At 67.1% G+C, this 26,307-nt stretch carries 18 protein-coding genes and 1 pseudogene; 11 read left to right on the top strand and 8 right to left on the bottom strand.

From position 1 onward, the window contains the following. Window positions 1-222: 222 nt before the first annotated feature. Together A6A40_RS23430 and A6A40_RS23435 are read right to left on the bottom strand one after the other, a co-directional pair. Window positions 223-2,661: a CHAT domain-containing protein gene (locus tag A6A40_RS23430; RefSeq protein WP_108548299.1), complete on the bottom strand. Its 2,439-nt coding sequence runs from the start codon at window positions 2,659-2,661 to the stop codon at window positions 223-225. A 92-nt stretch (window positions 2,662-2,753) separates the two neighbouring features. Continuing rightward, on the bottom strand, window positions 2,754-3,971 hold the full coding sequence (locus A6A40_RS23435; protein WP_108548300.1) for a hypothetical protein: 1,218 nt from the start codon (window positions 3,969-3,971) through the stop codon (window positions 2,754-2,756). 273 nt (window positions 3,972-4,244) lie between these two features. Between A6A40_RS23435 and A6A40_RS23440 the strand changes: the two genes are divergently transcribed. The 4 genes from A6A40_RS23440 (at window position 4,245) to A6A40_RS23455 (ending at window position 8,387) form a co-directional block, all read left to right on the top strand. Further along, entirely contained in the window at window positions 4,245-4,574 is a 330-nt protein-coding gene (locus A6A40_RS23440; protein WP_108548301.1) for a transposase family protein, read from the top strand. 136 nt (window positions 4,575-4,710) lie between these two features. Then, window positions 4,711-6,660, top strand: a complete 1,950-nt coding sequence (locus A6A40_RS23445; RefSeq protein ID WP_108548302.1) for a tetratricopeptide repeat protein — start codon at window positions 4,711-4,713, stop codon at window positions 6,658-6,660. A gap of 55 nt (window positions 6,661-6,715) precedes the next feature. Next, the gene (locus A6A40_RS23450) at window positions 6,716-7,474 is read left to right on the top strand and encodes a class I SAM-dependent methyltransferase (RefSeq protein ID WP_108548303.1); all 759 of its coding nucleotides are present in this window, start codon (window positions 6,716-6,718) and stop codon (window positions 7,472-7,474) included. Beyond that, window positions 7,467-8,387 carry a class I SAM-dependent methyltransferase gene (locus A6A40_RS23455; protein ID WP_108548304.1) on the top strand — a complete coding sequence of 307 codons (921 nt, stop codon included), beginning with the start codon at window positions 7,467-7,469 and terminating at the stop codon, window positions 8,385-8,387. Before A6A40_RS23450 ends, A6A40_RS23455 begins: the two co-directional genes overlap by 8 nt. A 25-nt stretch (window positions 8,388-8,412) precedes the next feature. On the opposite strand, the gene A6A40_RS23460 is transcribed toward A6A40_RS23455, so the two are convergent. Then, window positions 8,413-10,053 (bottom strand): tetratricopeptide repeat protein, encoded by a 1,641-nt coding sequence (locus A6A40_RS23460; RefSeq protein ID WP_108548305.1) that lies wholly within the window; start codon window positions 10,051-10,053, stop codon window positions 8,413-8,415. A 194-nt stretch (window positions 10,054-10,247) separates the two neighbouring features. Here A6A40_RS23460 and A6A40_RS23465 point away from each other — a divergent pair, with 194 nt between their 5' ends. Further along, on the top strand, window positions 10,248-12,074 hold the full coding sequence (locus A6A40_RS23465; protein WP_236783991.1) for a tetratricopeptide repeat protein: 1,827 nt from the start codon (window positions 10,248-10,250) through the stop codon (window positions 12,072-12,074). 28 nt (window positions 12,075-12,102) lie between these two features. Here A6A40_RS23465 and A6A40_RS23470 read toward each other — a convergent pair whose 3' ends face one another. Continuing rightward, window positions 12,103-13,284 carry a glycosyltransferase family 4 protein gene (locus A6A40_RS23470; RefSeq protein WP_108548307.1) on the bottom strand — a complete coding sequence of 394 codons (1,182 nt, stop codon included), beginning with the start codon at window positions 13,282-13,284 and terminating at the stop codon, window positions 12,103-12,105. A 177-nt stretch (window positions 13,285-13,461) separates the two neighbouring features. Between A6A40_RS23470 and fcl the strand changes: the two genes are divergently transcribed. Next, the gene (fcl, locus tag A6A40_RS23475) at window positions 13,462-14,442 is read left to right on the top strand and encodes a GDP-L-fucose synthase (RefSeq protein ID WP_108548308.1); all 981 of its coding nucleotides are present in this window, start codon (window positions 13,462-13,464) and stop codon (window positions 14,440-14,442) included. Window positions 14,443-14,506: 64 nt separating this feature from the next. Here fcl and A6A40_RS23480 read toward each other — a convergent pair whose 3' ends face one another. The 4 genes from A6A40_RS23480 to A6A40_RS23495 all read right to left on the bottom strand — a co-directional run bounded on the left by A6A40_RS23480 (window position 14,507) and on the right by A6A40_RS23495 (window position 19,780). Continuing rightward, the gene (locus tag A6A40_RS23480) at window positions 14,507-15,625 is read right to left on the bottom strand and encodes a hypothetical protein (RefSeq protein ID WP_108548309.1); all 1,119 of its coding nucleotides are present in this window, start codon (window positions 15,623-15,625) and stop codon (window positions 14,507-14,509) included. A 140-nt stretch (window positions 15,626-15,765) separates the two neighbouring features. Further along, a complete protein-coding gene (locus tag A6A40_RS23485) occupies window positions 15,766-16,830 on the bottom strand; it encodes an NTP transferase domain-containing protein (protein ID WP_108548310.1) in 1,065 nt (354 codons plus the stop codon). Further along, on the bottom strand, window positions 16,827-17,822 hold the full coding sequence (locus A6A40_RS23490) for a phosphotransferase family protein (protein WP_108548311.1): 996 nt from the start codon (window positions 17,820-17,822) through the stop codon (window positions 16,827-16,829). The genes A6A40_RS23485 and A6A40_RS23490 overlap by 4 nt, the downstream gene beginning before the upstream one ends. After that, window positions 17,822-19,780: an O-linked N-acetylglucosamine transferase, SPINDLY family protein gene (locus A6A40_RS23495; protein ID WP_108548312.1), complete on the bottom strand. Its 1,959-nt coding sequence runs from the start codon at window positions 19,778-19,780 to the stop codon at window positions 17,822-17,824. Before A6A40_RS23495 ends, A6A40_RS23490 begins: the two co-directional genes overlap by 1 nt. A gap of 361 nt (window positions 19,781-20,141) precedes the next feature. Here A6A40_RS23495 and A6A40_RS23500 point away from each other — a divergent pair, with 361 nt between their 5' ends. From A6A40_RS23500 to A6A40_RS23520, 5 genes and pseudogenes are all read left to right on the top strand, one after another. Beyond that, window positions 20,142-22,298, top strand: a complete 2,157-nt coding sequence (locus A6A40_RS23500; protein WP_108548313.1) for a peptidase domain-containing ABC transporter — start codon at window positions 20,142-20,144, stop codon at window positions 22,296-22,298. A gap of 11 nt (window positions 22,299-22,309) precedes the next feature. Next, a complete protein-coding gene (locus A6A40_RS23505) occupies window positions 22,310-23,737 on the top strand; it encodes an HlyD family type I secretion periplasmic adaptor subunit (RefSeq protein WP_236783992.1) in 1,428 nt (475 codons plus the stop codon). Between the two features lie 2 nt (window positions 23,738-23,739). Next, window positions 23,740-25,092 (top strand): SEL1-like repeat protein, encoded by a 1,353-nt coding sequence (locus tag A6A40_RS23510; RefSeq protein WP_108548315.1) that lies wholly within the window; start codon window positions 23,740-23,742, stop codon window positions 25,090-25,092. A gap of 159 nt (window positions 25,093-25,251) precedes the next feature. Continuing rightward, window positions 25,252-25,620: a hypothetical protein gene (locus A6A40_RS23515; RefSeq protein WP_146191624.1), complete on the top strand. Its 369-nt coding sequence runs from the start codon at window positions 25,252-25,254 to the stop codon at window positions 25,618-25,620. Window positions 25,621-25,747: 127 nt separating this feature from the next. Continuing rightward, window positions 25,748-26,068: pseudogene (locus tag A6A40_RS23520) on the top strand (HlyD family type I secretion periplasmic adaptor subunit); the annotation flags it as partial. Window positions 26,069-26,307: the final 239 nt, after the last annotated feature.

Consider the following 26,307-nt stretch of genomic DNA (forward strand, 5'->3'; position numbering starts at 1 on the left):
GTAAATCTGCGCAGGGAACACACCAGTATTACACTCCGGATCCCTTATCCGCTCGCCAGCTTAAAGCCGGCGAACCGGCAAGATTTTGAGCTCAAAACTTCACGTCTCTCACATCGGTTATCTTCCTTAGAGAAGCAGAAAAATTTAAATCCGCCTCAAATCCGGTGAATGCCCCAAATCAACCTTTCTGTTCCACTGCTACTCGGTTCCCGCCATCGCTCATCAGAGGCGCGCATCGGCGCCCATCAGGGCGAAAGGGGCCCAGTAGAAGGGATGGGGGAAACGCTGCCGGACCGCTGTCTGGCCGGCTTGCAAGGCCTCCTGTGCCGAGGCGCCGGATTTCAGGCGGCTGTAGAAGGTCTGCATCAGAAGTGCGGTCGATTCGTCGGCAACGTTCCAATAGGTGGCGACGACCCCCCCTACCCCGGAGAACATGAAGCCCCGCACCAGCCCGATCAGGTCGTCGCCCGGCGACACGTCGCTGAGACCGGTCTGGCAGGCGCTGAGCACCGCCAGTGCCGAGTCCAGCCGCATGCTGTAGAGGTCCCCGACCGTCAGGTCGCCAGAGTTGTCGCCGGACGGGCTGAACAGCAGGCGCGAGGACAGCGGATCGGCCGGCTGGAACAGGCCGTGTGCGGCGATGTGGATGAAGGCCTTGCCCTGTGCTGCGCTGCGGAATTGGCCAAGCGTGGCCTGGCTGCGCAGGAACAGGTCCGATTTTGGATAGATGTGCGCGATCGCCTGCGCCTCCGCCTCGGCCCCTGGCAGGTCGAGGCCTGCCTCGCGCCGGGCGGGATTGCCGAATATCGCACCGCGGCGGTCGGCGGTGCCTACCATCATGGCAGGCCGGGACCGCGTTGCGATCAGCGCGCTGAGGCTGGGCGCCATCCGGATCGCGCGTTGGGTGACCAGCGGACCGCCTGCACCGTCGATGGCGGCGAACGGGATGTAATGGAGCGGACCGTGCGGGATGATCAGCAGCTTCTGCCCTGACGCGGCCGTCAGCACCGGCGCCAGCACTGCGTCGCCCAGGGCGCGCGCGGCGGCTGAATAGCCGGTACTTGCCGGATCCGACAGCTGCTTGAGGAACTGCAGCACCAGCTTGCGGACCGGCGGCGTCCCCAGATCGACCGTGCGCGCCGTTCCGGCGGACAGGACGAAAGCGTACCAGTGATCGCCGACATTGTAATAGACGACGCCGGCCTCACCCGGCTGCAGGACCGCCGTCAGCTCTGCGAAGCGGAAGGGAACGGCACTCACCAGGGGGGCCAAGCTGGGCGACCGGCTGCGGATGCGGCCGTTGGCGGCGCGGATCGCCGACAGGGCAGCATCCGCGCCGCCGCTGTCCGCACCACCGCCGTCACCGCGCAGGGCGACCGTCGAGAAGGAGGCCTGCGCTTCGTCGAGCTGGGCGAGCAGCTGGCGTGCCTCGCCGACCGGCAGATCGTCCGGCGCGAAGTCGCGCCGGCTGGACAGCATGTCGACCAGGACACGGCTCTTGGCGCGCTCCACAACCTCCAGCGCCTGTTCCTGCCGCCCCTGGCGGAGCAGTCCGTCGACAAGGTCGCCGTAGAGCTGCTGCTTGTCGAGGGCGAAGGCGATGCGGCCGTTTTCGCTGAGAATGGTCGCGCGCGACTGTTCCACCACCTCGGCGGCGGAGTGGAGCAGCGACAGGGCGCCGTCCCGGTCGCCGGCTTGCTGGCGCAGACGGCCGAGCCGGTACATCGCCGCCCAATGGACGTCGCGGTAGGCCGGCAGATCGGGGAAGGCCAGCAGCCGGTTCAGCCGGTCGACCGCCATGGCGGTCCGGCCGGTTTCGGCCATGCATTGCGCCGCCAGCATCTCCACATAGACATTGGCGGCCGGCGCGAAGGAGAAGCCGCCGAACCAGCCATAGCTGAAATCGTCGAAGACATCGAGGCGGAACGGGGCCTTGTTCTTGGATGGGCCGGCGTCCGCGCGTTCGGACAGGGCGGTCAGGCCGTAGTCGGCGAGCAGCCGCCGTTCCGGATCCTCCAGCAGCCGCAGGGACTGCCCGCAGTCGCCGGCCGCGGCGTAGAGCGAGGCCGCGTAGAAGACGGGGCGTGGCTTGAACTGTTTGCCCAGCAGCGCCGCGGCGTCGCGGGCCTCCGCGGTCTTGCCGAGCCGGGCCTGGGCGAGCGCGCGCACGTAACGGGCGCCCTCGCTCTGGTTGCCCTCCAGTTCGGCGACGGCGTCGCCATAGCGCTGCTGGGCCAGGGCGAACAGGGCGCGCCTGCCGCGCACCTTGCCGATCAGGGCGGCGTCGCCGTTCCGCGCCGCGCGCACGGCCAGCGTCTCGTTGCAGAGCTGCGCCCTGCCGAAATCCTGCAGCTTCAGCCGTACGTCGCAGAGCAGCGACAACTGCCCGTCGCTGAGCCGGTCGGCCGGCACCTGGTCATAGCGCTCGCGCAGCGCCGTCAGGCGGCCGTCGCGCAGATCCGCCAGGTCGCCGTCCGACAGGTTGGCGGAGGCCTTAAGCTCGGACTGGCTGGCGACGTAGTTCACCGCCATGACGCCGCCGCCGCAGCCCGACAGCGTCGCTCCCAGAAGGCCGAGCAGAGAGCCCAGCAGCGTGAGCCGGCGAAAGAGCGGCGTCCCCCGCCCGGCGGGCCTGGAGGCGAAAAGGGTGACGGGCGTCATGGCTGCGCTCCTGCGGCCGTTCCGGATGGGACCAGGTCGGAAAGCCCCCGCGGGCCGGTGCTGCGGCGGCCCGCGGGGATGCCGGCTCCGCGTCAGAAGCGGTAGCCGAAATTGGCCTTCAGGGCGTTGTAGTCCTTGCCGTGGGTGTAGCTGATGCCCAGGCGGAAGGAGTCCCAGGACTGGCCGTCCATGGTCGGGCGGGTTCCGAACAGCAGGCCGACCTCGTCGTAATGCTGCACATACAGCTTGTCACCGAACATGTGGGTGTCGGTGACATAGGCCTGCCAGGAGGTCGGCCGGTCGAACATCGTGAAGCCCAGCGGCCCTTCGACGCTGACGCCGTTCTTCAGCGCGGTGTTCTGCAGATCGTAGTCGATGCTGACGTCGCCGATATGGAGCTTCTGCGACCGGTAATAGCCGACGCCGTTGCCGATCGTGACCTTCAGGTCGCCGGTGTAGATGTTGTAGACGCTGGTCAGGTCGCCCGAATACAGAAGCGCCCCGGCGCCGAGGTCCAGCGAACCGGTCGCACCGACGCGGGCGGAGGGGACCAGGTACCAGTTCTCCGCAACCGGGAAGCGGAAGCCGAGACCGAGCGAAGCCTGGCCGGAATTGGCACCTTCGGTGCGGACATAGGTGATCGGCAGGTCGAGGGTGATGGCGTAGCGCGGATCGCTGAAATAGTACGAGTACTTGATCGGGATCGTGGCGATCTGGCTGGTGTAGCCGCCGGACCGCGCGATGCCGACGTCCCCGCCCACCGTGGCGAGGTTGGGCACGGCCACGAAGCCGCCCTTGCCGTCCTGCGTGCCCGTGGGATCGCCCAGCGTGCCGAAGCCGGTGGCGTTGCCGAAGGTCTGTTCGCTCATGCGGCTCTGAAGGCTGGCCGGGTTGCCGGCCACCGGATCGACCGGCGAGTTGGCGACCAGCGACTTCAGCATCTCGGTCAGGAGGCTGGATCCCTTACCCTTGAGGAAGTCCAGCAGCTGGTCCTGGCTCTGGTCGCGGGTCGCCCCCTGGAAGGTGAGGTCGATGCCCGCCGACGGCACCTGGAAGCGCAGCGCGGTGGAGTTGAGCGCGTAGGACGCCGTCGCCGGAAGACCGCGGACGTTCAACGTCACGTTGGCGGCCGATACGCTGGTGTAGTTGCTGAACACCGAGCGCAATCCGGAATTGTCGAGCCTGTTTGCCAGATCCTCGATGGCGTTGAACGACGCCGAGCCGCTCTGTGAGACGCCGTTGGCGCTGGTGACCGTGCCGCTCAACTGGAACAGCTCCGCCGCCCCCGCCGGCACGCTGTTGCCGAGCATTCCTGCGGCAATCACAATTCCCGAACTGACCGCAACCTTGACACACGTCGACGAAAGACCCCCCATCTTCCCCACTCCCCCAGCCTATTCAATGATAAGGACCTGTACTTAAGCAATATGCCTGATGGCAATTGAAATTTGTTTGGTGATACCGCATGAAGGTAGCAAAAGCCGATGCCGGCGGGTTGCGGTCTCCGATCGCACAACGCGGACAGAGGCCGGGACTGACGTGATGGAAGACGCCGGCGATCGTGCGGCGGACACGATCGCGGAATGTCCCCGGCTCTCGGCGGCATCACCCCGGACCAGGCGGAGCTTCGAGCCGTTCTAAACCGGCGTCCTTTCTGCCGGGGAAAGGTCATTCTCGCAGATAACCGCCGAGGCAGCGCCCATTGCCCGCACTGTGGCGCTGTCAGCCGCGTGGTTCACAGCCGGTACCGACGATCTCCTGCCGACCTCCCGGCCTTTGGGCATGAGCTCCGTGTTGCCTTGCTGGTCCGGCGGTTCCATTGCCGGCAAGCGATGCCCCAAACGCACGTTTGCCGAGCGTTCTGCAGGCGCTGTCACGCCTCACGCCCGATGTGCCCGGCGGCCTCCCGGTGATGCGGTCCGGCAGGATCGCCGGCCCCGCCGCGGCGGCGGCCATCAACTCGGTTGATGCGCCTATCCGGTGACGATAGGGTGCGCGCCGAACTGGCCTGCCGCGATCTTGCGCGGAAGCCGCACAGCACGGACCGTCATGACCACCGTCGCCGAAGCATTGCAGATCGCCGTCGGCCTCTACCGCGCCGGCCGCCTGGACGAGGCGCGCGCGCTGTATCTGCGCATCCTGGAGGCCGATCCGCGCAACGCCGCCGCCCTGCATCTGCTGGGGCTGGCCGAACGCCGGCAGGGACACCGCGACAAGGCGCTGGAGCTGATCCGTGCGGCACTCGACATCGCGCCGGACATGGCCGACGCCTGCTGCAACCTAGCCGGCATCCTGTCCGATCTGGGCCGGGTTGACGAGGCGGCCGCGGCACAACGGCGCGCCCTGGCGATCGACCCGGCGCTGGAGGCGGCGCATCACGGATTGGCCTCCCTGCTGTGCAGTCGCGGCGGCCCGCGCGACTGGTCGGTTTCGGCAGCCTCCTTCCGCCGCGTGCTGCGTCTCAGCCCCCAGCGCGCCGACGTCCACCATGACCTGGGCATCGCCCTGCGCCAGGGCGGGGCGGTCGACGCCGGCGCCCTGGTCCTCGCCATGGACAGCCAGCGGGCGGCGCTCACACTCCGGCCGGACTTCGCCGCCGCCCACATGAACCTCGGCAACCTGCTGGTCGAGCTCGGCCGGCTGGACGAGGCGCTTGTCTGTTTCCGCCGCTCGCTCGCCATCGAGCCGGAGCAGGGCGGCGCCCTCTACAACCAGGGCAACGCCCAGCATGCCGCAGGCCTGGCCGAGGCGGCGGTAAACAGCTATGTCCACGCGGCGCGCGCCGGCGTCACTTTGTCGCTGACCCGGCTGGCCGACGTGCTGACCGGGCTGGGGCGCGAGGGCGAGGCGGAGCAGGTGCTGCGGCTGGCCCTGACCAGTCCGGGCAGCGACGTGGCGGGCGCCATCGACATGCTGTCGGCCATGCTGGCGCGCCAGGGGCGGTACGAGGAGGCGCGGCGCTTCTTCGCCGACTACCGCTATCCCCATGCCGCCGATCCCAACGCCTTCCGCATCGAATGCCTGACCGCCATCGCCGAAAGCTGGCTGGCGGCCGGCGAGGTCGACCGGGCGGTGGAGGTTCTGGCCCGCGTCCACGGCCATGGCAGCCGCTTCTTCACCGTGAAGTCGATCGCCGGTCTGCAACAGGTCCTGGCCCGGCAGGGCCGGCGGCTGGAACGGCCGGCCAACCCCGATCCCGCCGCGCCGCGCATCTGCTCCTCCACGCTGGCGACCCACGGGCGCTTCGCCCACAATGTGCTGGAATATGTGCTGCTGCGGATCTACGCCGAGAAATTCGGCTACCGCCTGGAGACGCCGGACTGGGTCGGCGGCTATTATTTCGACCTTGACGACCCCCGGCCCTCGGGCGGGCTGAAGCCGATGCATTTCGCCCGGCGCATCCTGAACGATCTGGTGACCGGCCGCCGCGACGATCCGCGTCCGGACGTCGACATCCTCTCGCCGCTGTTCCTGTTCGAGCATCGCGAGGAATGGCGGGAGCGGGTGCAGTCCTGGCTGCGGCCGCGCCCCGAATGGCTGCCCCATGTCGATCCGGTGATGCAGGCCCTGAAGGCCCGCGGCAACACGGTGGTGGCGCTGCACATCCGCCGCGGCGACTTCGTCTGGTTCCGCTACACCATCACCGAGACCTCCTGGTACGTCGACTGGCTGAAGGCGCTGTGGCCGACGCTGGACCGGCCGGTGCTCTACATCGCCACCGACGATCCGGCGACCATCGCCGACTTTGCGGAGTTCGCGCCGGTCTCGCTCGACGATCTGGCGAAGGATGGATCGGTCCAGCCCTGGACGGGGCTGGAGTTCCTGCAGGATTTCCACGCGCTGATGAACGCCGACGTGCTGGGTGTCAGCGCCCACAGCGGCTACAGCCAGCTGGCGGCCCTCCTGAACCGCAACGCCCGCCTGTTCGTCGAGCCGGATGCGGCGGCGCAGCGGATCAGGCCCTATTCCCCCTGGACGAGCGTGTCCGGCACCCCTTAAGACCACCCCCATCACGACCAGAGCGACGCCCTCAGCAGGGCGGGAGGGCAGCCCCATGGATCTCGCGACCAAGGAATTCTACGACGACTTCTGGCCCCGTTTCGTGCCGATCTACGACGAGACCAAGAAGTACATGCTGGAGACGCTGACCGAGCGGCAGATCGGCCGGGCGCTCGATGCCGGCTGCGGCCACGGCATCTGCTCCGTCATCCTGTCGGAAATGGCCGAACAGGTGGTGTCGGTCGACGTGTCGTCGGACAGCCTCGCCACCGCGCGCCAGCAGGCCCAGCGCTTCGGCCGCGACAACATCGAGTTCCACCACCAGGATCTGCAGGAACTGGACACCAACCTCGGCCCGTTCGATCTGGTCTGGTGCTGGGGTGTGGCGATGATGGCGCCCGATCCGATGAAGGTGATGCACAACCTGATGGCCGTCACCAAGCCGGGCGGCACCGTCTATCTTGGCCTCTATCTGAAGACCTGGCTGTCGCCGGTGCATGAGGGCGTGCGCCATTTCTGCCGCGCCTACATGGACACGCCGGCCCGGCGCAAGCTCGTCGGCGGCTTCTTCACCGGCCTGACCAAGGTCGCCTGCGCCCTGAAGGGGCAGGAGATCAACCGCCGGGCCGACAACGTGTCGATCCAGGCCCAGGTCGAGGACTGGTATTACCCGCCCTACAAGACCTTCTATTCGATCGAGGAGATCGTCGCTCTGTTCGAGCGCAACGGCTTCAAGGCGGAGTGCATCCAGGACCGGCTGGGCCGGATGAAGAGCGCCACGATCTTCGTGATCCGGGCGACGAAGAATGGCTGAGGCGGCGGCGGGACAGGAGAGCAGCATCGCTCCCCCCGACTGGGCGGAGCTGGGCCGGCTGCTGTCCCGCGGCTACATCGACAGCGGCTTCATCGGCGGCGTCACCCGCGTGCCGGTGGAGGACGTCGTGCGCGACATGCTGTCGGAGGCGCGCGCCGACGAGCAGGTGGCGGAGCTGCGGCGAACCGCCGCAGCCGCCGGCGTCGATGCCGACAAGGCCCGCATCCTGGAGGTCGGGTCCGGCTGCGGCATGACCGTGGTGCGCGGGCGCACGGCGCATGGGCTCGACATCCACGGTATCGAGCCCAGCATGGGCGAATACAGCTCGACGCTGGACGTCTGCCGCCGGCTGATCGGCCATTACGGCCTGCCGGCCGACGCGGTGCGGGACGCCACCGGCGAGGCGATCCCCTTCGCCGACGCCAGTTTCGACATCGTCTATTCCTCCAACGTGCTGGAGCATGTCGGCGACCCGGCGGCGGTGCTGGACGAGGCGCTGCGCGTGCTGAAGCCGGGCGGGCTGCTGCTGATCGTCGTGCCCAACTACGGCTCCTGGTGGGAGGGGCATTACGGCATCCTGTGGCTGCCGCGGATGCCGGCCGGACTGGCCAAGCTCTATGTCCGGCTGTTCGGGCGCGATCCGTCCTATGTCGATACCCTCAACCTGATCGACCGCCCCTGGTTCGACCGCTGGCTCGGCCGTCATCCCGGCCGGCTGGAGGTGCTGGACTGGGGCTGGGGCGTGTTCGAGCAGCGCCTGCGCACGCTGGGCTTCGGCGACTGGGCGGCGCTGTCGGTCGCCAAGCGCATCGTCACCTTCGTCCACCGCTCCGGCCTGCTGGAGCCGGCGATCTGGCTCGCCCGGCGCCTGCATTGGGAAACCCCCATCATCTTCGCGGCTCGCAAGCGCTGAACGGGGGCGGGCGCCCTCCGTGCCCTCACATGGCCGGCAGCAGGTCCGGCGGCAGCCCGGCGGCCTTCGCCCCGGCGGCGCGGGCGAGGTCGCGGGCGATGCGGGCCATCGAACCGGACCAGTCCCATTGGCGGTCCTGGCGGTAGATCCGCAAGGACGGGTACCAGATGCTCCGCTCCGCATCGTTCATCCAGCGCCAGTCCATCCGGTAGGGCGCCGGCAGCCAGGTCGGGACACCCAGCGCGCCGGCGACATGCAGGACGGAGCTGTCGATGGCGATCACCAGATCCAGCGTCTTCATCACCGCCGCGGTGTCGAGGAAGGCGTCCGGTCCGGCGTCGAAATCTGGCCCCAGCCGGTGGAGCAGCGCCTCGTCGGCGTCCCCCAGGCGCTTGGCGTCGTTGTCCTGCTTGTGCAGGTCCACCAGGCTGACGCCGGGGATGGCGGCCAGCGGGCGGACGAACTCGAAGGGGACGGAGCGCTTGGGATCGGCGTCGCGGGTGGCGTCGCCGTTGCTCCAGCACAGCCCGACGCGCAGGCCGCCCAGCCCGGACAGCCGGTCCGTCCACAGCCGCACCCGCTCGGGGTCCGCCGACAGGTAGGGGCGGTTGGGCACGCTGTCGGCGGTCGATCCCAGAAGATGGGGCAGGCTGAGGAACATCGCCCGCGCCCTGATCGGAGGCATGTGTTCCGGGTTGAAGCGGATGTTGCCGGGATTGGGCACGGTCGACAGCAGCCGTTGCAGCCGCGGTGGGCAGACCACGACCACCTCGCCGCAGATGCGGGCGACCTGCGTGACGTAGCGGACGAAATGGATCATGTCGCCCCAGCCGCCTTCGGCGGCCAGGGCCACCGTGTCGTCGGGCAGCGGCCGGCCGTCCCAGATCGGGACCGGGATGCCGTCGGCCTGGAACCAGACATTGTTCTTGCGCGCTTCGAAATCGGCCATGCCGCCGACGAAGTCGCCGAGCCGCAGCCGGTTGATGCCGGCGATGTGGCGGGCGTCGGTCATCGTCGGCCGCAGGCGCAGGGCCCGGCGGCAGGCCGCCAGCGACTCCGCCGCGCAGGCCATCTCCTCCAGCACCAGGGCGACCTGCAGATGGGTCACCGGGTTGCCGGGGTCCAGCATGGCCGCGGCCCGGGCGTTGAGCAGCGACTCCTCGAACTCCGCCCGCTGCGAGGCGGGGTGGAGCAGCAGCGCGTCGCTGAGCGCGATGCGGGTATCCAGATGGTCCGGGCGCAGCATGGCGGCCCGGCGCAACGGCCCGGCGGCCTCCTGCCGCCGCTCCTGCCGCAGGAGCGTGCCGCCCAGCTGGTACAGGGTCTCGGCATCGTCGGGAAGTTCCGCAGTCAGTTGCCGAAGCAGGGCCAGGGCGCCGTTGTGGTCGCCGATTCCCTGCAGGGTGCGGCACAGGTTCTGCCGCACCGTGGTGAAATCCGGGAGCAGCCGCAGCGCGCGGCGCATCAGCGCCACCCCGTCGGTGTTCCGGTCGAACCGCTTCTCCACCAGCCCCAGCAGCTGCAGCCCGTCGCACTGCGCGGGCTCGATGGCGAGCGTCATGCGGTAGAGCCGGCGGGCCTCGTCCAGCCTGTCGGTCTGGTGGGCGTGAACGGCACGGATAAGGAAGGGCTGCGGCTGGATCATGGAGCGGCTCGCGACGGGCATGGGGCCTTCGGCCTTGGTCGGGCGCCTTTATGGCTGGCGGACGGGGCCGATTGCAATTCCGGAAGCCGGCGCCCCCCGGTTGACCCGCAAAAACACACCGTGCTATGGCCGCAACCCGGAAGAGCGCATTTCCCAAGAATCGCGCCGTCCGCCCTCGTTCGCTCCCTTCCGCCAAGCCAGTGGATATCCGCTTCATGCGACAAGACACCGTGCGCGCCATCGAGCAGTACCGGTCCGGCCGCCGCGACGAAGCCCTGGTCCTGGTCGAACAGGTCTTGCGTGAAAGTCCCGGCGACTGCAGCGCGCTCAATCTCGCCGGTGCGATCCTGTTCGAGCTTGGCCGTCTGGACGAGGCGGAGGAACGGCTGGTGCGGCTGGTCGGCCTCGATCCCGCCTTCCTGCAGGGCCGCATAAATCTGGCCGTGGTTCAGCAGGCGAAGGGCGCCCGGACGCAGGCTGCCGCCCAGTTCCGCATGGTGACGGTGCTGATGCCCGAGCGTCCGGAGGCGTACGACCGCTTGGGCAGCCTGCTGCACGGGCTGGGCGACTATGCCGGCGCCGCGCGTCATCTGCGCCGCACCGTCCGGCTGGTGCCCGATGATTCCGACCGCCGGGTGATGCTGGCGGTGTCGCTGATATCGAACGGTGCCCATGCCGAGGCGGCCGAAATCCTGGCCGGCGTGCTGGCCGGCCGGCCCGACCATGCCGATGCCCGCAGCAATCTGGCCAAAGTCAGCCTGTCGCTCGGCCGGCCCGATCTGGCCGAGGAGATGCTGGTGGAGGCCGCGCCGCCGGATGGCGCCGGCCTGACCGGGGAGGCCGCCGACCTCCTGGCCCGCGCCCGTCTCTACCGCCGGATCGCCGAGAATGCCCGGCGGCCGCAATGTCCGGACGGGCTGCTGGTGCGTGCGCCCTTCTCCGTGCTGTCGGGCTACGGCGACTTCGCCCAGCATTTCGTGCGCAGCCTGATGGAGTGCGGCCAGCCCCTGCAACTGGCCGGGCTGACGGGCGAGGAGAGCTGGCGGCCTGCCTTCGCCGACCCGATCCTGCAGGCGGCGGCGCGGCGGCTGGGCGGGCCGTTGCGGCCACGGCTGGCGCTCAGCGTGCTGACGCCGCCGCTGGTCGAGCCGATCCCCGGCGTGCCGACCGTCAACTACACCATGTTCGAAGGTCCCCGGATCCCGGAGGCCTTCGCCGCCTGCAACCGCGCGCATGATCTGGTGATCGTGCCGACCGACTCCTCACGGCTGGCCTGGATCGCCGCCGGCCATCCGGAGGACCGCATCCGCGTCTGCCCGCCCGGCATCGCCCTCAACCCGGCAGACGCGGGAGCGTCACCGCCGACCGTCATGGGGCCGCGCGGCCGGTCGGTGATGGATTACCGGGTGCGCGTGCTCAACATCTCCGATTTCGTCGCGCGCAAGAACCTGGACGGGCTTCTGCGGGTCTGGCTGCGCGCCACCCGCGCCGATGACGACGCGATCCTGATCCTGAAGGTGGGCAAGGGCGGGGCGTTCCTGGCAGGCGAGGTGCGCCGGCTGGTCGAGCAGGGCATGCATGCCACTGGCCGCCGGCTGGAGGAGGCCGCCCCCATCGCCCTGCTGACCGACCGCTACGACGAGCAGGGCATCGCCGGGCTGTATGCCATGGCGACCCATTATTTCAGCCTGTCGCACGGCGAGGGGTGGGATCTGCCGATCACCCGGGCCGGATGCCTGGGTGCCGGGTTGATCGCACCCCGGCACAGCGCCTACACCGCCTATCTGAACGACGAGGTCGCCCACCTGATCCCCTGCGGCATCGGCCCGGCGCTGATGCCCTACAGCAGCGACTATTATCCGGCCTTCCATGGGCTGGACTGGTGGCACCCGGACGAGGACGCGGCGGCCGAGATCCTGTCCCGCGTGGTCCGCGATCCCGAGGGCGAACGGCGCGATGCCTCCCGCCATCTGAGGGACAACTTCACCTGGGACGCCGCGGCGCGCCGCCTGCTCGACGCGCTGGATGGGGTGGGACGCTGACTTCCCATCCGGGGCGCCCGGCGGTTTTTTACCGCGTCGCTTCGACGAAGGCTTCGGCGAAGGCGCGCCAGCTGCGCTCGGTGCGGATGAAGGCCTTGGCGCGGGCGGCGCGCGCCTTGGCGGCGCTGCGGTCGGCATAGAGCCGCTCCAGCGCCTCCACCAGTTCGTCGACCGAGGATTCGCCCCAGCCGAAGCGGCTGCCGTCGCGGTCGGCGACCGGAACCTGCCGGTCCAGCGTCAGGCACAGGTCGTCGCCCTGGGCCGCGCTCTTCAGCAGGTCGCGGTGGCCGGTGTTGTTGGACAGCACCACCGGCACGCCGCAGGCCATCGCTTCCATGGCGACGAGGTTGGTCGCCCCCTCGCAGCGGTTGGGGAAGACGGCGGCATGGCAGTCGGCCAGCACGCCGGCGATCTGGTTGCGGCCGAGGAAGCCCAGATCGAGGAAACCCGCCTCGTCGGCGCCGTTCTCCATCGCCCAGCTCTTCACGTCGACCATGTTGTTGGGAAGGACGCGGGGGGGCTTCGGCGCCAGCGGCGATTCCGCCATGGTCATTCCGACTTCCGGCCAGGCGTTCTGCCAGGCGGTGACCAGAAGCGCATCCGGGTGGCGTTGACGGAAGCGCAGGAAGGCGGCCAGGACGATGTCCTGCCCCTTGCGGAATTCCAGCTTGCCGCCGGAGAAGATCACGAAGCGGTCGCCGAACCGGCCGCTCGGTTCCGCCTCGACCATCTCGGTCGGGTCGATGCCCTGGAAGGCGAGGCCGACATTGTCGAAGCCCCAGATCTCCAGAAGCTGTTTGTTGTAGGTGGAATGCACGACGATGCGGTCGTACTGGCGGGCGCGGGCCATCACCTCGGGCGTGAAGCGGGTGTCCTCATAGGCGATGACGCCGATGTTGCGCCGGCCGCGGAACCGCGCCGACGGGCCGCCGGCGGTGAAGCCGTTGCCCAGCGCGTGCAGGACGTCGAACTCCTTCAGCAGCAGCATGTGGCCCTTGGCATTGTCGGCCATGGCGGCGACCTGCTGGCAGGGGCCTTCCAGCGACTGCAGCTTCGCCCGGTTCTCCGGACGCAGTGTGCCCATCAGCGGCTTTTCCAGCAGCAGGGGCGGCCGGCCCATGTCGGCGAGGTAGAGGGCTGTGTGGACACCCACCAGTCCCCAGCCGTGGACCTCCGTGAGCTGCCAGGTGAAAGCCAAGTTCGGGATCATGATGGGAACCTTAATGCTGGGCCGCCCGCTCCGGCGTCCTCTGTCGGCTGCTGCCGGGCGGTCGCCCGGCAGGCGGCCGGACGATCCCGCGCCGGGCCGGCGCTTGTCAAGTCGAGCGGAGCAGGCTGGATTCCCCGCCTGCCCGATGCTACGACAGCAGCGGCTTTTCATAGCGGCATGGTGCTTACGTTGCGGACGGAAACGCATTTCTCCCTGGAGGGCAAACGGGTCTGGGTGGCCGGCCATCGCGGCATGGCGGGGGCGGCCATCGTCCGCCGGCTGGAGCGCGAGCCGTGCGACCTGATCACCGTCGGCCGCGACCGCGTCGATCTGCGCCGCCAGTCGGAGGTCGAGGACTGGATGGCCGAAGCGAAGCCGGACCTGGTCTTCGTCGCCGCCGCCACCGTCGGCGGCATCCTCGCCAACTCCACCCGGCCGGCGGAGTTCCTCTACGACAATCTGGCGATCGAGACCAACATCATCCACGGTGCCTACCGGACGGCCGTGAAGAAGCTGGTCTTCCTGGGTTCGTCCTGCATCTATCCCCGGCTGGCCGAGCAGCCGATGCGCGAGGATTCCCTGCTGACCGGCCCGCTGGAGCCGACCAACGAGTGGTATGCCATCGCCAAGATCGCCGGCATCAAGATGTGCCAGGCCTACCGGCGCCAGTATGGCTGCGACTTCATCTCGGCGATGCCGACCAACCTCTACGGCCTGAACGACAATTTCGACCTGCAAGGGGGCCATGTCGCGGCCGCCCTGCTGGCCAAGATCCACCGCGCCAAGACGGAGGGACTTCCTTTCGTCGAGCTGTGGGGCACCGGCTCGCCCAAGCGTGAGTTCCTGTTCGCCGACGATCTGGCCGACGGCCTGCTCTTCCTGGCCCGGCATTATTCGGACGAACCGCACGTCAATGTCGGCACCGGCACCGAAGTGTCGATCCGCGAACTGGCGGAACTGATCCGCGACGTCGTCGGCTATGAGGGCGAGTTCCGCTACGACACCTCCAAGCCGGACGGCAGCCCGCGCAAGCTGATGGACGTCAGCCGGATGACGGAGATGGGCTGGACCGCCCCCACGGCCTTGCGCGACGGCTTCGCCGCCACCTACCGCTGGTTCCTGGAGACCGCCGACCGCGGAGGCCTGCGGGGTCTGTGACCGGTTCACCGGCCAGGATCGGGGGACTTCGTGCCTGATCCTGACCGGCCGACCGCACGAAAAATCAAAAGCCTAGGGTCTTCTCCAGTCCGGCCGCAGCGAGCAAGCCTGTACGGTAACGGCGGAACAACTCTCGCCGTTCGGGAGAGGGGCTGAATGTTCGCGCCGCCTCAACCCGATCCAGGATCAATGTGCGGGCTGACGGATCGCTCATCCTTCCGGAGAAGATGGCGTCGGTCCATTCCTGGGTACTACAGTACAACATCCCCAAGACATCGCACCGGAAGCGGTAGTTGTCGATAAAGTCCGTTGGGTTTATGGCGTTAAAGCAATAATCCACCCCTTCCAATCCAACTCCATTTTCGGTTTCCTTCTCTCTTCTTACCAATGAAACTCTTCCATTGTAATTCGGTCTTCCTATCAAGAAATAATTATTTATTATCCATAGATAAATAGCAATGTAATCCCAGTATATTTGGCTGGAAATATTGTAATTCATGACATCATTTCTTCTTGGCTGTCCTCCATATGTGAAGTGAATCACCTCGGAATACTCCTCAAGAAGAGGAAATTTCTGGCGGAACGGATATAGATACCGTCGGATTTCCGCGGAGGATGGAACTTCGGGAAGGCGCTGCTCCGGCTGATCCAGGAAGAAATTGTTCAGCTCGAAAGACATGTCGAAGTTGCAAAGCTGCATGGCGTCGTGGCGGGTGGCCAGGAACACCAGGTCGTTCATGCAGAAAGGCGCTGTCGCTTCGAACTGGGGCACCCAGACCCGGCGCTCGAAGACGAAGGGCGCGCGGGGCGGCGGCGGCGCATCCAGCAGGCGCTGCACCAGGGCTGGCAGGTCTTGCAGATCGAACAGGATGTCCGGCCGGGTCTTCAGCACCAGCGCGTCGGCCGGCAAAACCCGCAAGGCTCCATGCAGCAGGGTCATCTGGTGAAAATAGCTGTGCGGCACGGTCACGCCCGACGGCGGGTTCACCTTGACCAGCCGGATGGCCGGGTGCCGCAACCTCTCGAACAGCGATGCATGGGCGTCGATCTCACTTGGCCAGGTGGCGATCACCGCGCCGGCGACCTGGCCGCGCTCGATCATTCCGGCCACTTGGCGAAGCGACAGTTCGAACAGTTTCGGCGTGCGTATCTGTCCGCAAAAGACGATCTGAAGCGTGCTCATCCTGTTCCTCCAGCTCAGGCCCGAGGCCTCATGCCAGCGGCTTCCGATCCTTGACTTGCCAGGATCGGAAGCTTCGGCGGCATGGGCCGCCGCCGCGCCAGTCGGGGCGGGGACCGGCGGTCATCATCGATGACCGGGTATCAGGCTCCGGCGATAAAATCCGACAGGCGACCGACATTGCGGGGGATGTTCACCGCTTCGGCGGACGGGTAGGGATTGGACGGGGCGAAGTCGTTGACCAGCACCCGCGGACCATGGTGGCACCCCATCACCAGCGCGTGCCAGGACAGTCCGGCCTCGCGCAGCACCGCCTCGACCTTGGCGCGCAGCTCTTCCGGGCGGGCGGTGACGAAGACGAACTGGGCGCCTTCGGCTTGCAGGCGGCGCAGGGATTCCACGTTTTCGGCGATCGGTTCGTCGGGATCGGTCCAGTAGGGCGGGAAATACTGCCCCTTGTTCTTGACGATGACCCCGTCGAAATCGAGGAAGAAGGTGCGCATCCGCCGTTGCAGATCGGTCCATTCACGCAGGGTGCCGGCATCGACCAGCCCGTCCACCTCCACGCCCAGGAACACCGAGCCGTCCAGAACCGCCTGGGAGATCAAATGCGAGATGAAGATCTCGCTGTTGCGGTCGTTGCGCATCAACGCATCGAAGATGTCGCAATATTGCTTGGCCGAGTTCCAGACATAGCCGCCGACGCTGATGAAGTTGGACTCGACCGATTTTTCCCAGATGTTGACGACGATGCTCTGCTCGTTGAGCGAGACGAAGCTTTTGCCGGCGACGTTGGTGATCCCGGGATTGCGCCGCAGGTCGGCGATGCAGACGAAGTTGCTGCCTTCCGGCGCGGCCGGCAGCGAGAACCAGCTGTCGGAATCCTTGATGATGACCGGCCCATCGACCCCGGCGCGGCGAATCATCTCATATGCGGTTTCGGCCGGACCGCGCGTCACCTCGTCGAAGACGACGATCTCCACCTGCTCGCCCAGGGCGCGGCGGATCCCGGCGGTGGCGGCATAGCGTTCCTCATGCTCGCGCAGGATGCCGACGACCACACGGCTGCGGGCGACGCCCGCCAGCGACTCCAGCGCCTGGCGCAGCATCAAGGCGCCGTCGGGTGTCGACAGCATCCATTTCGGCCGCATGTTGGGATAACGGCTCGACCGTCCGGCGGCCGGGAGGAGGATGGTGTATCCGCTCATGGGAAGGTCGCGTCCTTGTCGATGTCTCGGATGCGCTGGAGGACGAAGGAAAGGATCTCGTCCGACCGGCAGTAGGGCACGATACGGAAAAGCTGGAATTGGGTCAGCACCCGCAACCGCCCGTGCAGGTCGGGCCACAGAGGGTGGAGCCGACTGTGCAGCAATGCGGCCAGTTTCGCGGCGGCAATGCGCAGACCACGGCCGCGCGGACCGGATCGCTGCTCGTCCGGCAGGTTGCGCAGGAACCAGTGGCCCTGCAGATCCTGGTGCAGCTTGGCGACGTCGAGCCAGCAGGAGTTCAGCGGCCCGTCGAGAAAATCGATGAAGCAGAGCGTGCCGTCCGGACGCCGCAGCACGTTTTCCACCGTCATGTCGCCATGCCCCTGGGAGGCGGGGATGCCGCTCCAGTCCTGGGCGGCGAGATGGGTGGCGGTCTCGCTGATCGCCTCCCGCATCCGACCCGGATCCCTGCCGCTTTCCAGGCAGGGCGGGATGGTGGCGGCGATGGCGGCGATCTTGTCCAGGAACAGGCCTGGGGGCAGGCAACCGGACGTGGTTGCCGCCAGTCCGCGCAGCGTGGCGGCAAGCGAACCGGCGACCGTATCGAACAGGGCGCTGTCGCCATGTTCGAGCACATCCCCCAGGTTCTGACCCTGCACATATTCCATGTCGAAGCAGTAGCGTCCGGCCAGGTCGCCACCGTCCAGCAGCCCCTCCTTCAGCACCGCCGGGCAGGGCAGGCCCAACGCCGCCATCTCGCACTGCTTGTGCCGCTGGTCGCGAAGCCGTGAGTCGTAACCGGCCGAGCCGGAGATCTTGCGCACACGGTAGGCATCGCAATCGCGCTCCCGCAGCAGCAACAGCCGGCAGCCGGAATGACCGTGCAGTTCCTTCACCAGGATCAGCCGGCCATCGTCATCCGGCAGAGCCAAGCCGGTGGCGGCGGTATCGGCATGGGCCGCCGCCGTCCCGTCCACTGCCTTTCCGCTCATCACCCTTTGGCCGCCCAGTCGCGCCACATGGCGCGGTAGGCCGCCTCGACCCCTTGGGCGAAGCCCTTGTAGTCGGTCAGCGGAGCGGCGTTCAGCCGGTCGCGCATGGTCCGGCGCAGCTCCGTCAACCGGCCCGCATCGGTTGCGAGCGCCACCGCGGTGGCGATGTAGCCAGCCTCGTCGGATGCCACCAGGTCGGTCAGGCCGCAATGGGTCAGCAGGCTGGCGCCAACGCGGGAGACATGGCTGGCGCCCGTCACCGTCACCACCGGCACACCCATCCACAAGGCTTCGCAGGTGGTGGTGGTGCCGTTGTAGGGGAAGGGATCGAGGGCGATGTCGATGCGGTCGTAGGCGCGCAGATGCCCGTCGGCGGCGTCGATCCGGGCCAGCAGCTCGATGCGGCCGGCATCGATCCCGCACTGGACGAAGGTGTTCAGGTAGCGCCGGCGCGTCTCCTCGTCGCCCATCTGGGCGCTCTTGACGATCAGGCGGGAGTTCGGAACCCGCTTCAGGATCTCCGACCAGACGCGCACCACCTCCCCCGTCACCTTCGAGGTGTTGTTGAAGGAGCCGAAGGTGACATGGCCGTTGGCGCGCGACGGCGGCTCGGCCGGCGGGGCGACGTCCACCGGCGGGCGGTAGCTGTGGAAGCCGTGCGGCAGGCGGACGATGCGCTCGGCGCTCAGCCGGTCGGCCTCGCCCGGCGGCTCGGCGATGGCGTCGCTGAAGCGCCAGTCGATGGCGCGCATGCCCGTGGTGTCGGGATATCCCAGCCAGCTGACCTGGACCGGCGCCGGCTTGCGGGCGAACAGGGTCAGGCGGTTGTTGGCGGTGTGGCCGGTCAGGTCGACCAGGATGTCGATGCCGTCCTGCTCGATCAGCGCCGCGGCGCGCGCGTCGTCCATTCCGGCCACGGACCGCCAGCCCTCCACCAGTCCCTTCAGCCGTTCGGTGACCACGTCCGAGCGTGTGGCGGCATGGTAGCAGAACACCTCGAACCGGTCGCGGTCATGCTCGCGGATCAGCGGTTCGGCGAAGAAGGCGACGGAATGGGCGCAGAAGTCCGGCGAGACATAGCCGACGCGCAGGCGGCGTTCGGGATCGCGCGGGTTGGCGTGGCGCTTGCCGGCGGGCAGCAGCGGATCGGCATGGCGTTGCGCCCACACCGCATGGGCCTTGAAGATGGTCTCGGGCGGGACGGCCGGGGTGTAGTGCAGGGCCAGCAGCAGGTTGGAATGCATCAGGGCGTGGTTGGGGTGGGCCTCCAGACCCTTCTGGAAGACGCCGATCGCCTCATCGATCCGGCCCATCTCCTTCAGCGTCTCGCCCAGATTGTTCCAGGCCTCGGCCGACTTCGGGTCGGCCTTCAGCGCGGCGACGAAGCAGTCCACGGCGCGGGCCAGCTCGACCGCTCCCTTGTGCAGGTCGCCCAGGTTGCACAGGGCCGGCGCCATGTCCGGCTTCAGGCGCAGCGCCTCGCCATAGGCCGCCTTGGCCGCCTCGCGCTCGCCGCGCTTGCGCAGGATGTTCGCCAGGTTGAAATGGGCCTCGGCATAGTCGGGCTTCAGCCGGATGGCGGTGCGCAGCGCCTCCTCCGCCTCCGCGATCCGGCCCATGTCCAGCAGCAGGCAGCCGTGGTTGCTGTGGACGAAGGGATCGCCGGCGTTGCGGGTGAGCGCCCGGCGGTAGCAGCCCAGCGCCTCCTCCCAGTCGCCGCGGGCGCGCAGGATGATGGCGAGGTTGTTGTTGGCGTTGGCGTGGCCCGGATCGGCGGCCAGAACCGTGCGGTATCCGGCCTCGGCCTCGGCCGTCCGGCCTGCCTGGTGCAGCGTCAGTGCCCGGCCGAAACCGGCGTCCGACGCCGGGGGGGGGGCAGCCGGCCCCACGTTCCGTGGGGAGGGGGGCAGACCGGCCGGGCGTTTGGCCTTGGCCTGCTTGCGTGAAGGCTTTTTCATCGGACTGCCCGCTTGGCTTTTTCGGTCTTCGTCGGCACGAGGGCCGTCCGCCGGTCGATAGCAATGACGGCGCAAGGTCCGCAAGCGGCATCTCGCCTCCAGCGAATGTGCCACAACGGACACAGGGGGGCGGGGACATATGATGGATGGCGGATGCCCCCCGGGACAGATGGCTTGCCGCTGTCGTGCCTCTTCTGCTATTCCAGCGGAATCGCGTGGTCGTGCATCATCCGCAAGTGGCGGAGGCACCATGCTTCGTCGCGCCCCGGACCCAGGAGCGGATGGTCGGTAAAACCGGGTGACCGAACGGTATGAAGACCTTGCTTTTGCGACGCATTCCACATTTCTCACGGCGGTTCCCATGACCCTTGCTGCGGAAGTCCCCTGCGCCCATACCGGGCTGCATTCCCTGGCTGCCGTCGCGCGCCAGCGTGGCCTCGACGTCTCGGCCGAGCGGCTTCAGCACAGCAACGTCATCGGGAACGAGGAGCTGGACACCGCCCGTCTCCTGCGGGTGGCCAAGTCCATCGGCCTGAAGGCCGAGGCGACGACGTTGGAGTGGGAGGATCTGGGCAAGCTCCAGGACGCCTTTCCCGCCATCCTGCGCCTGCGCAACGGCAATTCCATGGTGGTGGTCGGCTTCGGCAAGCAGGGCGACACCGACGTCGCCATCCTGCAGGATCCCCTGGCCGGCCAGGAGCTGATCCTGCCGGTCGACCGTATCCGCCTGAGCCAGGCCTGGGCCGGCGAGGTGGTGCTGCTGAAGCGCGACTACGGCCTGACCGACACCGAGCAGCCCTTCGGCCTGAAGTGGTTCCTGGTGGAGATCCTGCGGCACAAGCGCATCTTCCGCGACATCGGCATCGCGGCGATCCTGATGAGCCTGTTCGCGCTAGCCGTGCCGATCTTCTTCCAGCTGGTGATCGACCGCGTGCTGGTCCACCGCAGTCTGGGCACGCTCAGCGTCCTGATGGTCGGCATGGTCGGCGTCATCCTGTTCGAGACCGCCTTCTCCTACCTGCGCCAGTACCTGATGCTCTACGCGACGAAGAAGATCGACGCGAAGATGAACGTCCAGGTCTTCAACAAGCTCGTCGGCCTGCCGATGCATTATTTCGAGCGGGTGTCGTCGGGCGAGATCGTCAAGAACGTCCAGCAGGCCGAGCGGATCCGCAACTTCCTGACCGGTCAGCTCTTCATGACGCTGCTGGACACGGTCTCGCTGGTCATCTTCCTGCCGATCATGTTCATGTACAGCGTGCCGCTGACGGTGCTGGTCCTGGCCTTCTCCGTGTTGATGGCGATCAACATCGGCATCATGATCCCGCTGATCAAAGGCCGGCTGAAGGAGCTGTACCAGGCGGAAATCCGCCAGCAATCCTTCCTGATCGAGAACATCCACGGCATGCGCACGGTGAAGTCGCTGGCGCTCGATTCCCGCCAGAAGCAGGAGTGGGACCACCGCGTCGCCCGCGCCGCCGAACAGCGCTTCGACGTCGGCCGCATCATGATCATCGGCCAGACGGTGGCCCAGCCGCTGAACCAGCTGATGATGGCCTGCCTGCTGGGCCTCGGCACCTATCTGGCGCTGAACGGCGAGCTGATGATGGGCGCGCTCATCGCCTTCTACATCCTGGCCGGCCGCGTCACCCAGCCGCTGCTGCAGATGGCCCAGCTGGTCCAGCAGTTCCAGGAGGTGTCGATCTCGGTCCAGATGCTGGGCTCGATCATGAACCATCCTCCGGAGGAGGGACGCACCGGCCGCGGCCTGCGCACGCCGCTGCGCGGCATGGTGGAGTTCCAGGAGGTGCGCTTCCGCTATGCCCCCTCGTCTCCGCCGGCGCTCGACGGCGTCTCCTTCACCGCCTCCGAAGGCACCATCCTCGGCGTGATGGGCCGCTCGGGCTCGGGCAAGACGACCGTGACCCGGCTGCTGCAGGGCCTGCACCGGGCGCAGGAAGGCCTGATCCGCATCGACGGACGGGACCTGCGCGAATACGACCTCGACCATCTGCGCGCCTCGATCGGCGTCGTTCTGCAGGACAATTTCCTGTTCACCGGCACCATCCGCGAGAACGTCTCCGCCGCGAAGCCAGGGGCGACGACCGAGGAGATCCTGAAGGTCATCCATCTGGCCGGCGCCGACGAATTCGTCGAGCGGCTGCCCAAGGGCCTCGACACCATGCTGGAGGAAGGCTCGTCCAACCTCTCCGGCGGTCAGCGCCAGCGTCTCGCCATCGCCCGCGCCCTGCTGACCAACCCGAAGATCCTGATCATGGACGAGGCGACCTCGGCGCTCGATGCCGAAAGCGAGGCCATCGTCCAGGCCAATCTGATGAACATCGCCCGCGGCCGCACCGTCATCATCATCTCGCACCGGCTGTCGTCGCTGGTTCCGTCGGACACCATCCTGGTGATGGACCGCGGCAAGGTGGTGGACAGCGGCAAGCATGACGAGCTGCTGGAACGCTGCGACATCTACCAGCATCTCTGGCACCAGCAGAACCGGCACATCTAGGAGCGCGTCCCTTGACCGCACAGAAGCTTGCGAAAATTGAGACGACGCGCGTTCCCGCCAACGACGCGGCGCCGCGGGGGCCGGCCCAGTCACTGGACAAGCGGTCGAAGGCGCGGGGAAAGGCGGCCATCGGCGCCTTCCAAAAGGACACAGAGGCGATCCAGAACGCCCCCGATCCGTTTCTGGCGCGCATCACCCTGCATCTGCTGGCGCTGTTCGTCATCGGCCTGATCGCCTGGGCGTCGCTGTCCTTTCTGGACAAGATCGTCGCCTCGCAGGGCAAGATCATCTCGACCGAGCCCAACGTCATGGTCCAGCCGCTGGAGATGGCGGCGATCAAGCAGGTCCTGGTCCGTCCCGGCGACGTCGTGCGCCAGGGCCAGGTGCTTGCCACGCTCGACCCGACCTTCACCCAGGCCGACGTCCAGCAGCTGGAATCCCGCCTAGCCAACGCCGACGCGATGATCGCCCGGCTGGAGGCCGAGCATGACGGCAAGCCCTTCGTCGGCGGCATCGACCGCTACGGCTACGGCACGCTGCAGCAGTCGCTGTGGCGGGAGCGGCAGGCCCAGTACCAGTCGCAGATGGAGAATTACGAGGAGAAGCTCGCACGCCTGCAGTCCAACGTCGCCAAGTACGAGATGGACCGCGTCCATCTGAACGAGCGGCTGAAGGTGGTGCGCGAGATCGAGACCATGCGGTCCACGCTGCTGGCCACCCAGGTCGGCAGCAAGCTGAACCTGCTGCAGGCCACCAGCGACCGCATCGACATCGAACGCAACCTGGTCCTGAACCAGAACGAGCTGCAGGGCAACCGCCACGACCTGCAGGCCCTGCTGGCCGAGCGCGACGTCTTCATCCAGCAGTGGAACGGCAAGATCATCGAAGAGTTGACCACCCAGCGCAACGAGCGCGAGGCGGTGCGCGAGCAGCTGACCAAGGCGCGCAAGCGCCAGTCGCTGGTCCAGCTCGACTCCCCCCTCGACGCCATCGTGCTGGAGGTTTCGCCCAAGGCAGCCCCCGGCTCCATCGCCAAGGAGGCCGAGGCGCTCTTCACCCTGGTGCCGGTCGGCTCTCCGCTGGAGGTCGAGGCCAACATCGATGCCCGCGACCTCGCCTTCGTCCAGGTCGGCGACAAGGTGCGCGTCAAGCTCGATGCCTACCCGTACATGCAGCACGGGGCGCTCGACGGCGAGGTGACGACGATCAGCGAGGACTCCTTCTCCAACAAGGACAGCAACAACAATGCGACCGGTGCGCTTTTCTACCGGGCGCGGATCAAGCTGCTGACCACCACGCTGGACAATGTGCCTTCCAATTTCCGCCTGATCCCCGGCATGCCGCTGACGGCCGACATCAAGGTCGGCGAGCGCCGCATCATCACCTATTTCCTCCGCCCGATCCTGCGCGGAGTCGACGAAAGCCTGCGGGAGCCCTGATCTTGTTCGGCAAGCTGTTGAAGCGAAGCAAATCCACCGGTTCCCGCAAGCCGGATTTCCAGCAGGGTCTCGCCGCCTTCGAGGCGGAGGATTATGCCGGCGCCGTGGCCAACTGGATGCCGTTGGCCGACCGGGGCGATGCCGAGGCGCAATACCGCATGGGCCAGCTCTATGCCCGCGGCCATGGGGTGGTGCGCGATTTCGGCGACGCCGCCCACTGGTTCCGCAAGGCGGCCGACCAGGGGCACAGGGAGGCGCAGTTCTCGCTCGCCCTGTGTTACGCCAACGGCGAAGGCGCGCCTCAGGATAGCGCCCTGCCGGTGCGCTGGTACAAGACCGTCGCCAAGGCCAATCCGGCGGCGGCCGAGGCCAATCTGGCCCTGCTTTATCCCAATGGTCTCGGCATCACGCCTGACATCGCCCAGGCCCTGCACTGGTACCGGCTGTCGGCGGAAGCCGGCCATGCCGAGGCGCAGCACCATATGGGCCTGCTCCATGCCTTCGGGCAGGGGGTGCCGCAGGACCATGCCGCTGCCGCCGACTGGTACAGGAGATCGGCCGAACAGGGCTATGCCGTGGCCCAGCACGCTCTCGCCTCCCTCTACGCCAACGGCCAGGGGGTGGAGCGCGACATCGGGCAGGCGCTCGTCTGGTACGAACGGGCCGCTGCCCAGGGCTTCGTCAATTCCCAGCTCGCGCTTGCCATCATCTACGAACATGGCACCGGGGTGGAGGCAGAACCGGCCCGTGCGGCGGAATTCTACCGGCAGGCGGCGGAGCAGGGCCATCCGGTGGCGCAGGTCAATCTCGGCCTGCTTCATGCCCGCGGGCACGGCGTTCCCAAGGATTACCGCGAAACCCTGAAATGGTGCCGCCTGTCGGCCGAGCAGGGCAACGTCAACGCCCAGTTCAACCTTGGCCTGATCCATTCCAACGGGCTGGCCGGCGCCCCCGACCATGCCGAGGCCGCGGTCTGGTACCGCAAGGCGGCGATGCAGGGCAATGTCGGTGCCCAGGTCAATCTGGGCCTGATGCTGGCCCATGGCTGGGGCGGCCGGCCGGAGCTGGTGGAAGGGGTGGATTGGCTGCGCAAGGCCGCGGCGCAGGGCCACGTTGGCGCGATGACCAACCTGGGCGCGCTCTACGCCAGCCGCGAGGGCAAGGCCTACAATCCCATCCAGGCCTATGTCTGGACCATCATGGCCGCCGCCGCCACCCAACCCGGTCCGGAGCGCGACGGTCTGGAGGCCAAGGCGCATGCGCTGGGGGTGGAGTTGACCAGCGAGGACCGCCACAAGGCCCAGGTGATCATGGAGGAGTGGAAGAAGAACCCCAAGCTGGTGGCGACAGCATAGTCCGGCCGGGAAGGAACCGGGGATACGATCCCCGGTTCCTTCCCTGCTCCCTCCCCGGTCCTGCCGGCGTCCTGTCCGGCGCCGGGGAGGCTATCCGTCTGATGAGACGGGATTTTTCTGTGTTTTGTTGATCATCATCCTATCGCATGTATTTATTCCTTGCGCATCAATCCGCATGGAGTTGCAGCGATGATGACCCCCTATACCCATGTCCAACCGATCGCCGAGCTTCCCGGTTCGCTGGGGTTCACGGTCTGGGGCGTCGGAACCCGGGACGATATTGCGACGGTGCTGGCGCCCGGCTATTTCGGCCCCACCGCCCGGATGATGAATGACGGCGACATCGTGATCGTGAACCGCCGCCCGCCGCTGGCTCCATCGGACGGCGGCACCGAGAAGCTGGTGCTGGCGGTGCACAAGGACGTGGCGGGAGCGATGACCCTGAGGCAGATCCTGCACCTGCCGGCTTTGGAGCCGATGGTGGCAAAGGCAAACAACCCGAAACCCGTCGTTTCGGATATGGGTTGACGGTAGGGAAATGACAGCAGGGCTTATGGTTCGGTTGCCAGTCCGCAAGACGTAGAACGGCGGCCGAACCGTCTAGCAGGACGCGGAAAAACGAACATATTCCGGCTTTTTGCGCGAGATCGAGACCATGCGGTCCACGCTGCTGGCCACCCAGGTCGGCAGCAAGCTGAACCTGCTGCAGGCCACCAGCGACCGCATCGACATCGAACGCAACCTGGTCCTGAACCAGAACGAGCTGCAGGGCAACCGCCACGACCTGCAGGCCCTGCTGGCCGAGCGCGACGTCTTCATCCAGCAGTGGAACGGCAAGATCATCGAAGAGTTGACCACCCAGCGCAACGAGCGCGAGGCGGTGCGCGAGCAGCTGACCAAGGCGCGCAAGCGCCAGTCGCTGGTCCAGCTCGACTCCCCCCTCGACGCCATCGTGCTGGAGGTTTCGCCCAAGGCANGACCAAACTGCCGCAAATAGCCCTTGTTCCGCATCCTGCTAAAGCATGTATCCAGACTATATCAATGAGATTGTTTCTGTAATGTTTTATTTATATAATATATGAGAATATCTATATTCTCTGTTTTTTATATAGACGACGAATATCAATTAATCTATATTGATATTTTATGTATTTCGCGATTGCTAAGTAGCTTAAGGGCGCAAAAGAATTAGGGATTGAATGTACGGTTAAATGC

This window comes from Azospirillum humicireducens (assembly GCF_001639105.2).
GTDB lineage: Bacteria > Pseudomonadota > Alphaproteobacteria > Azospirillales > Azospirillaceae > Azospirillum > Azospirillum humicireducens.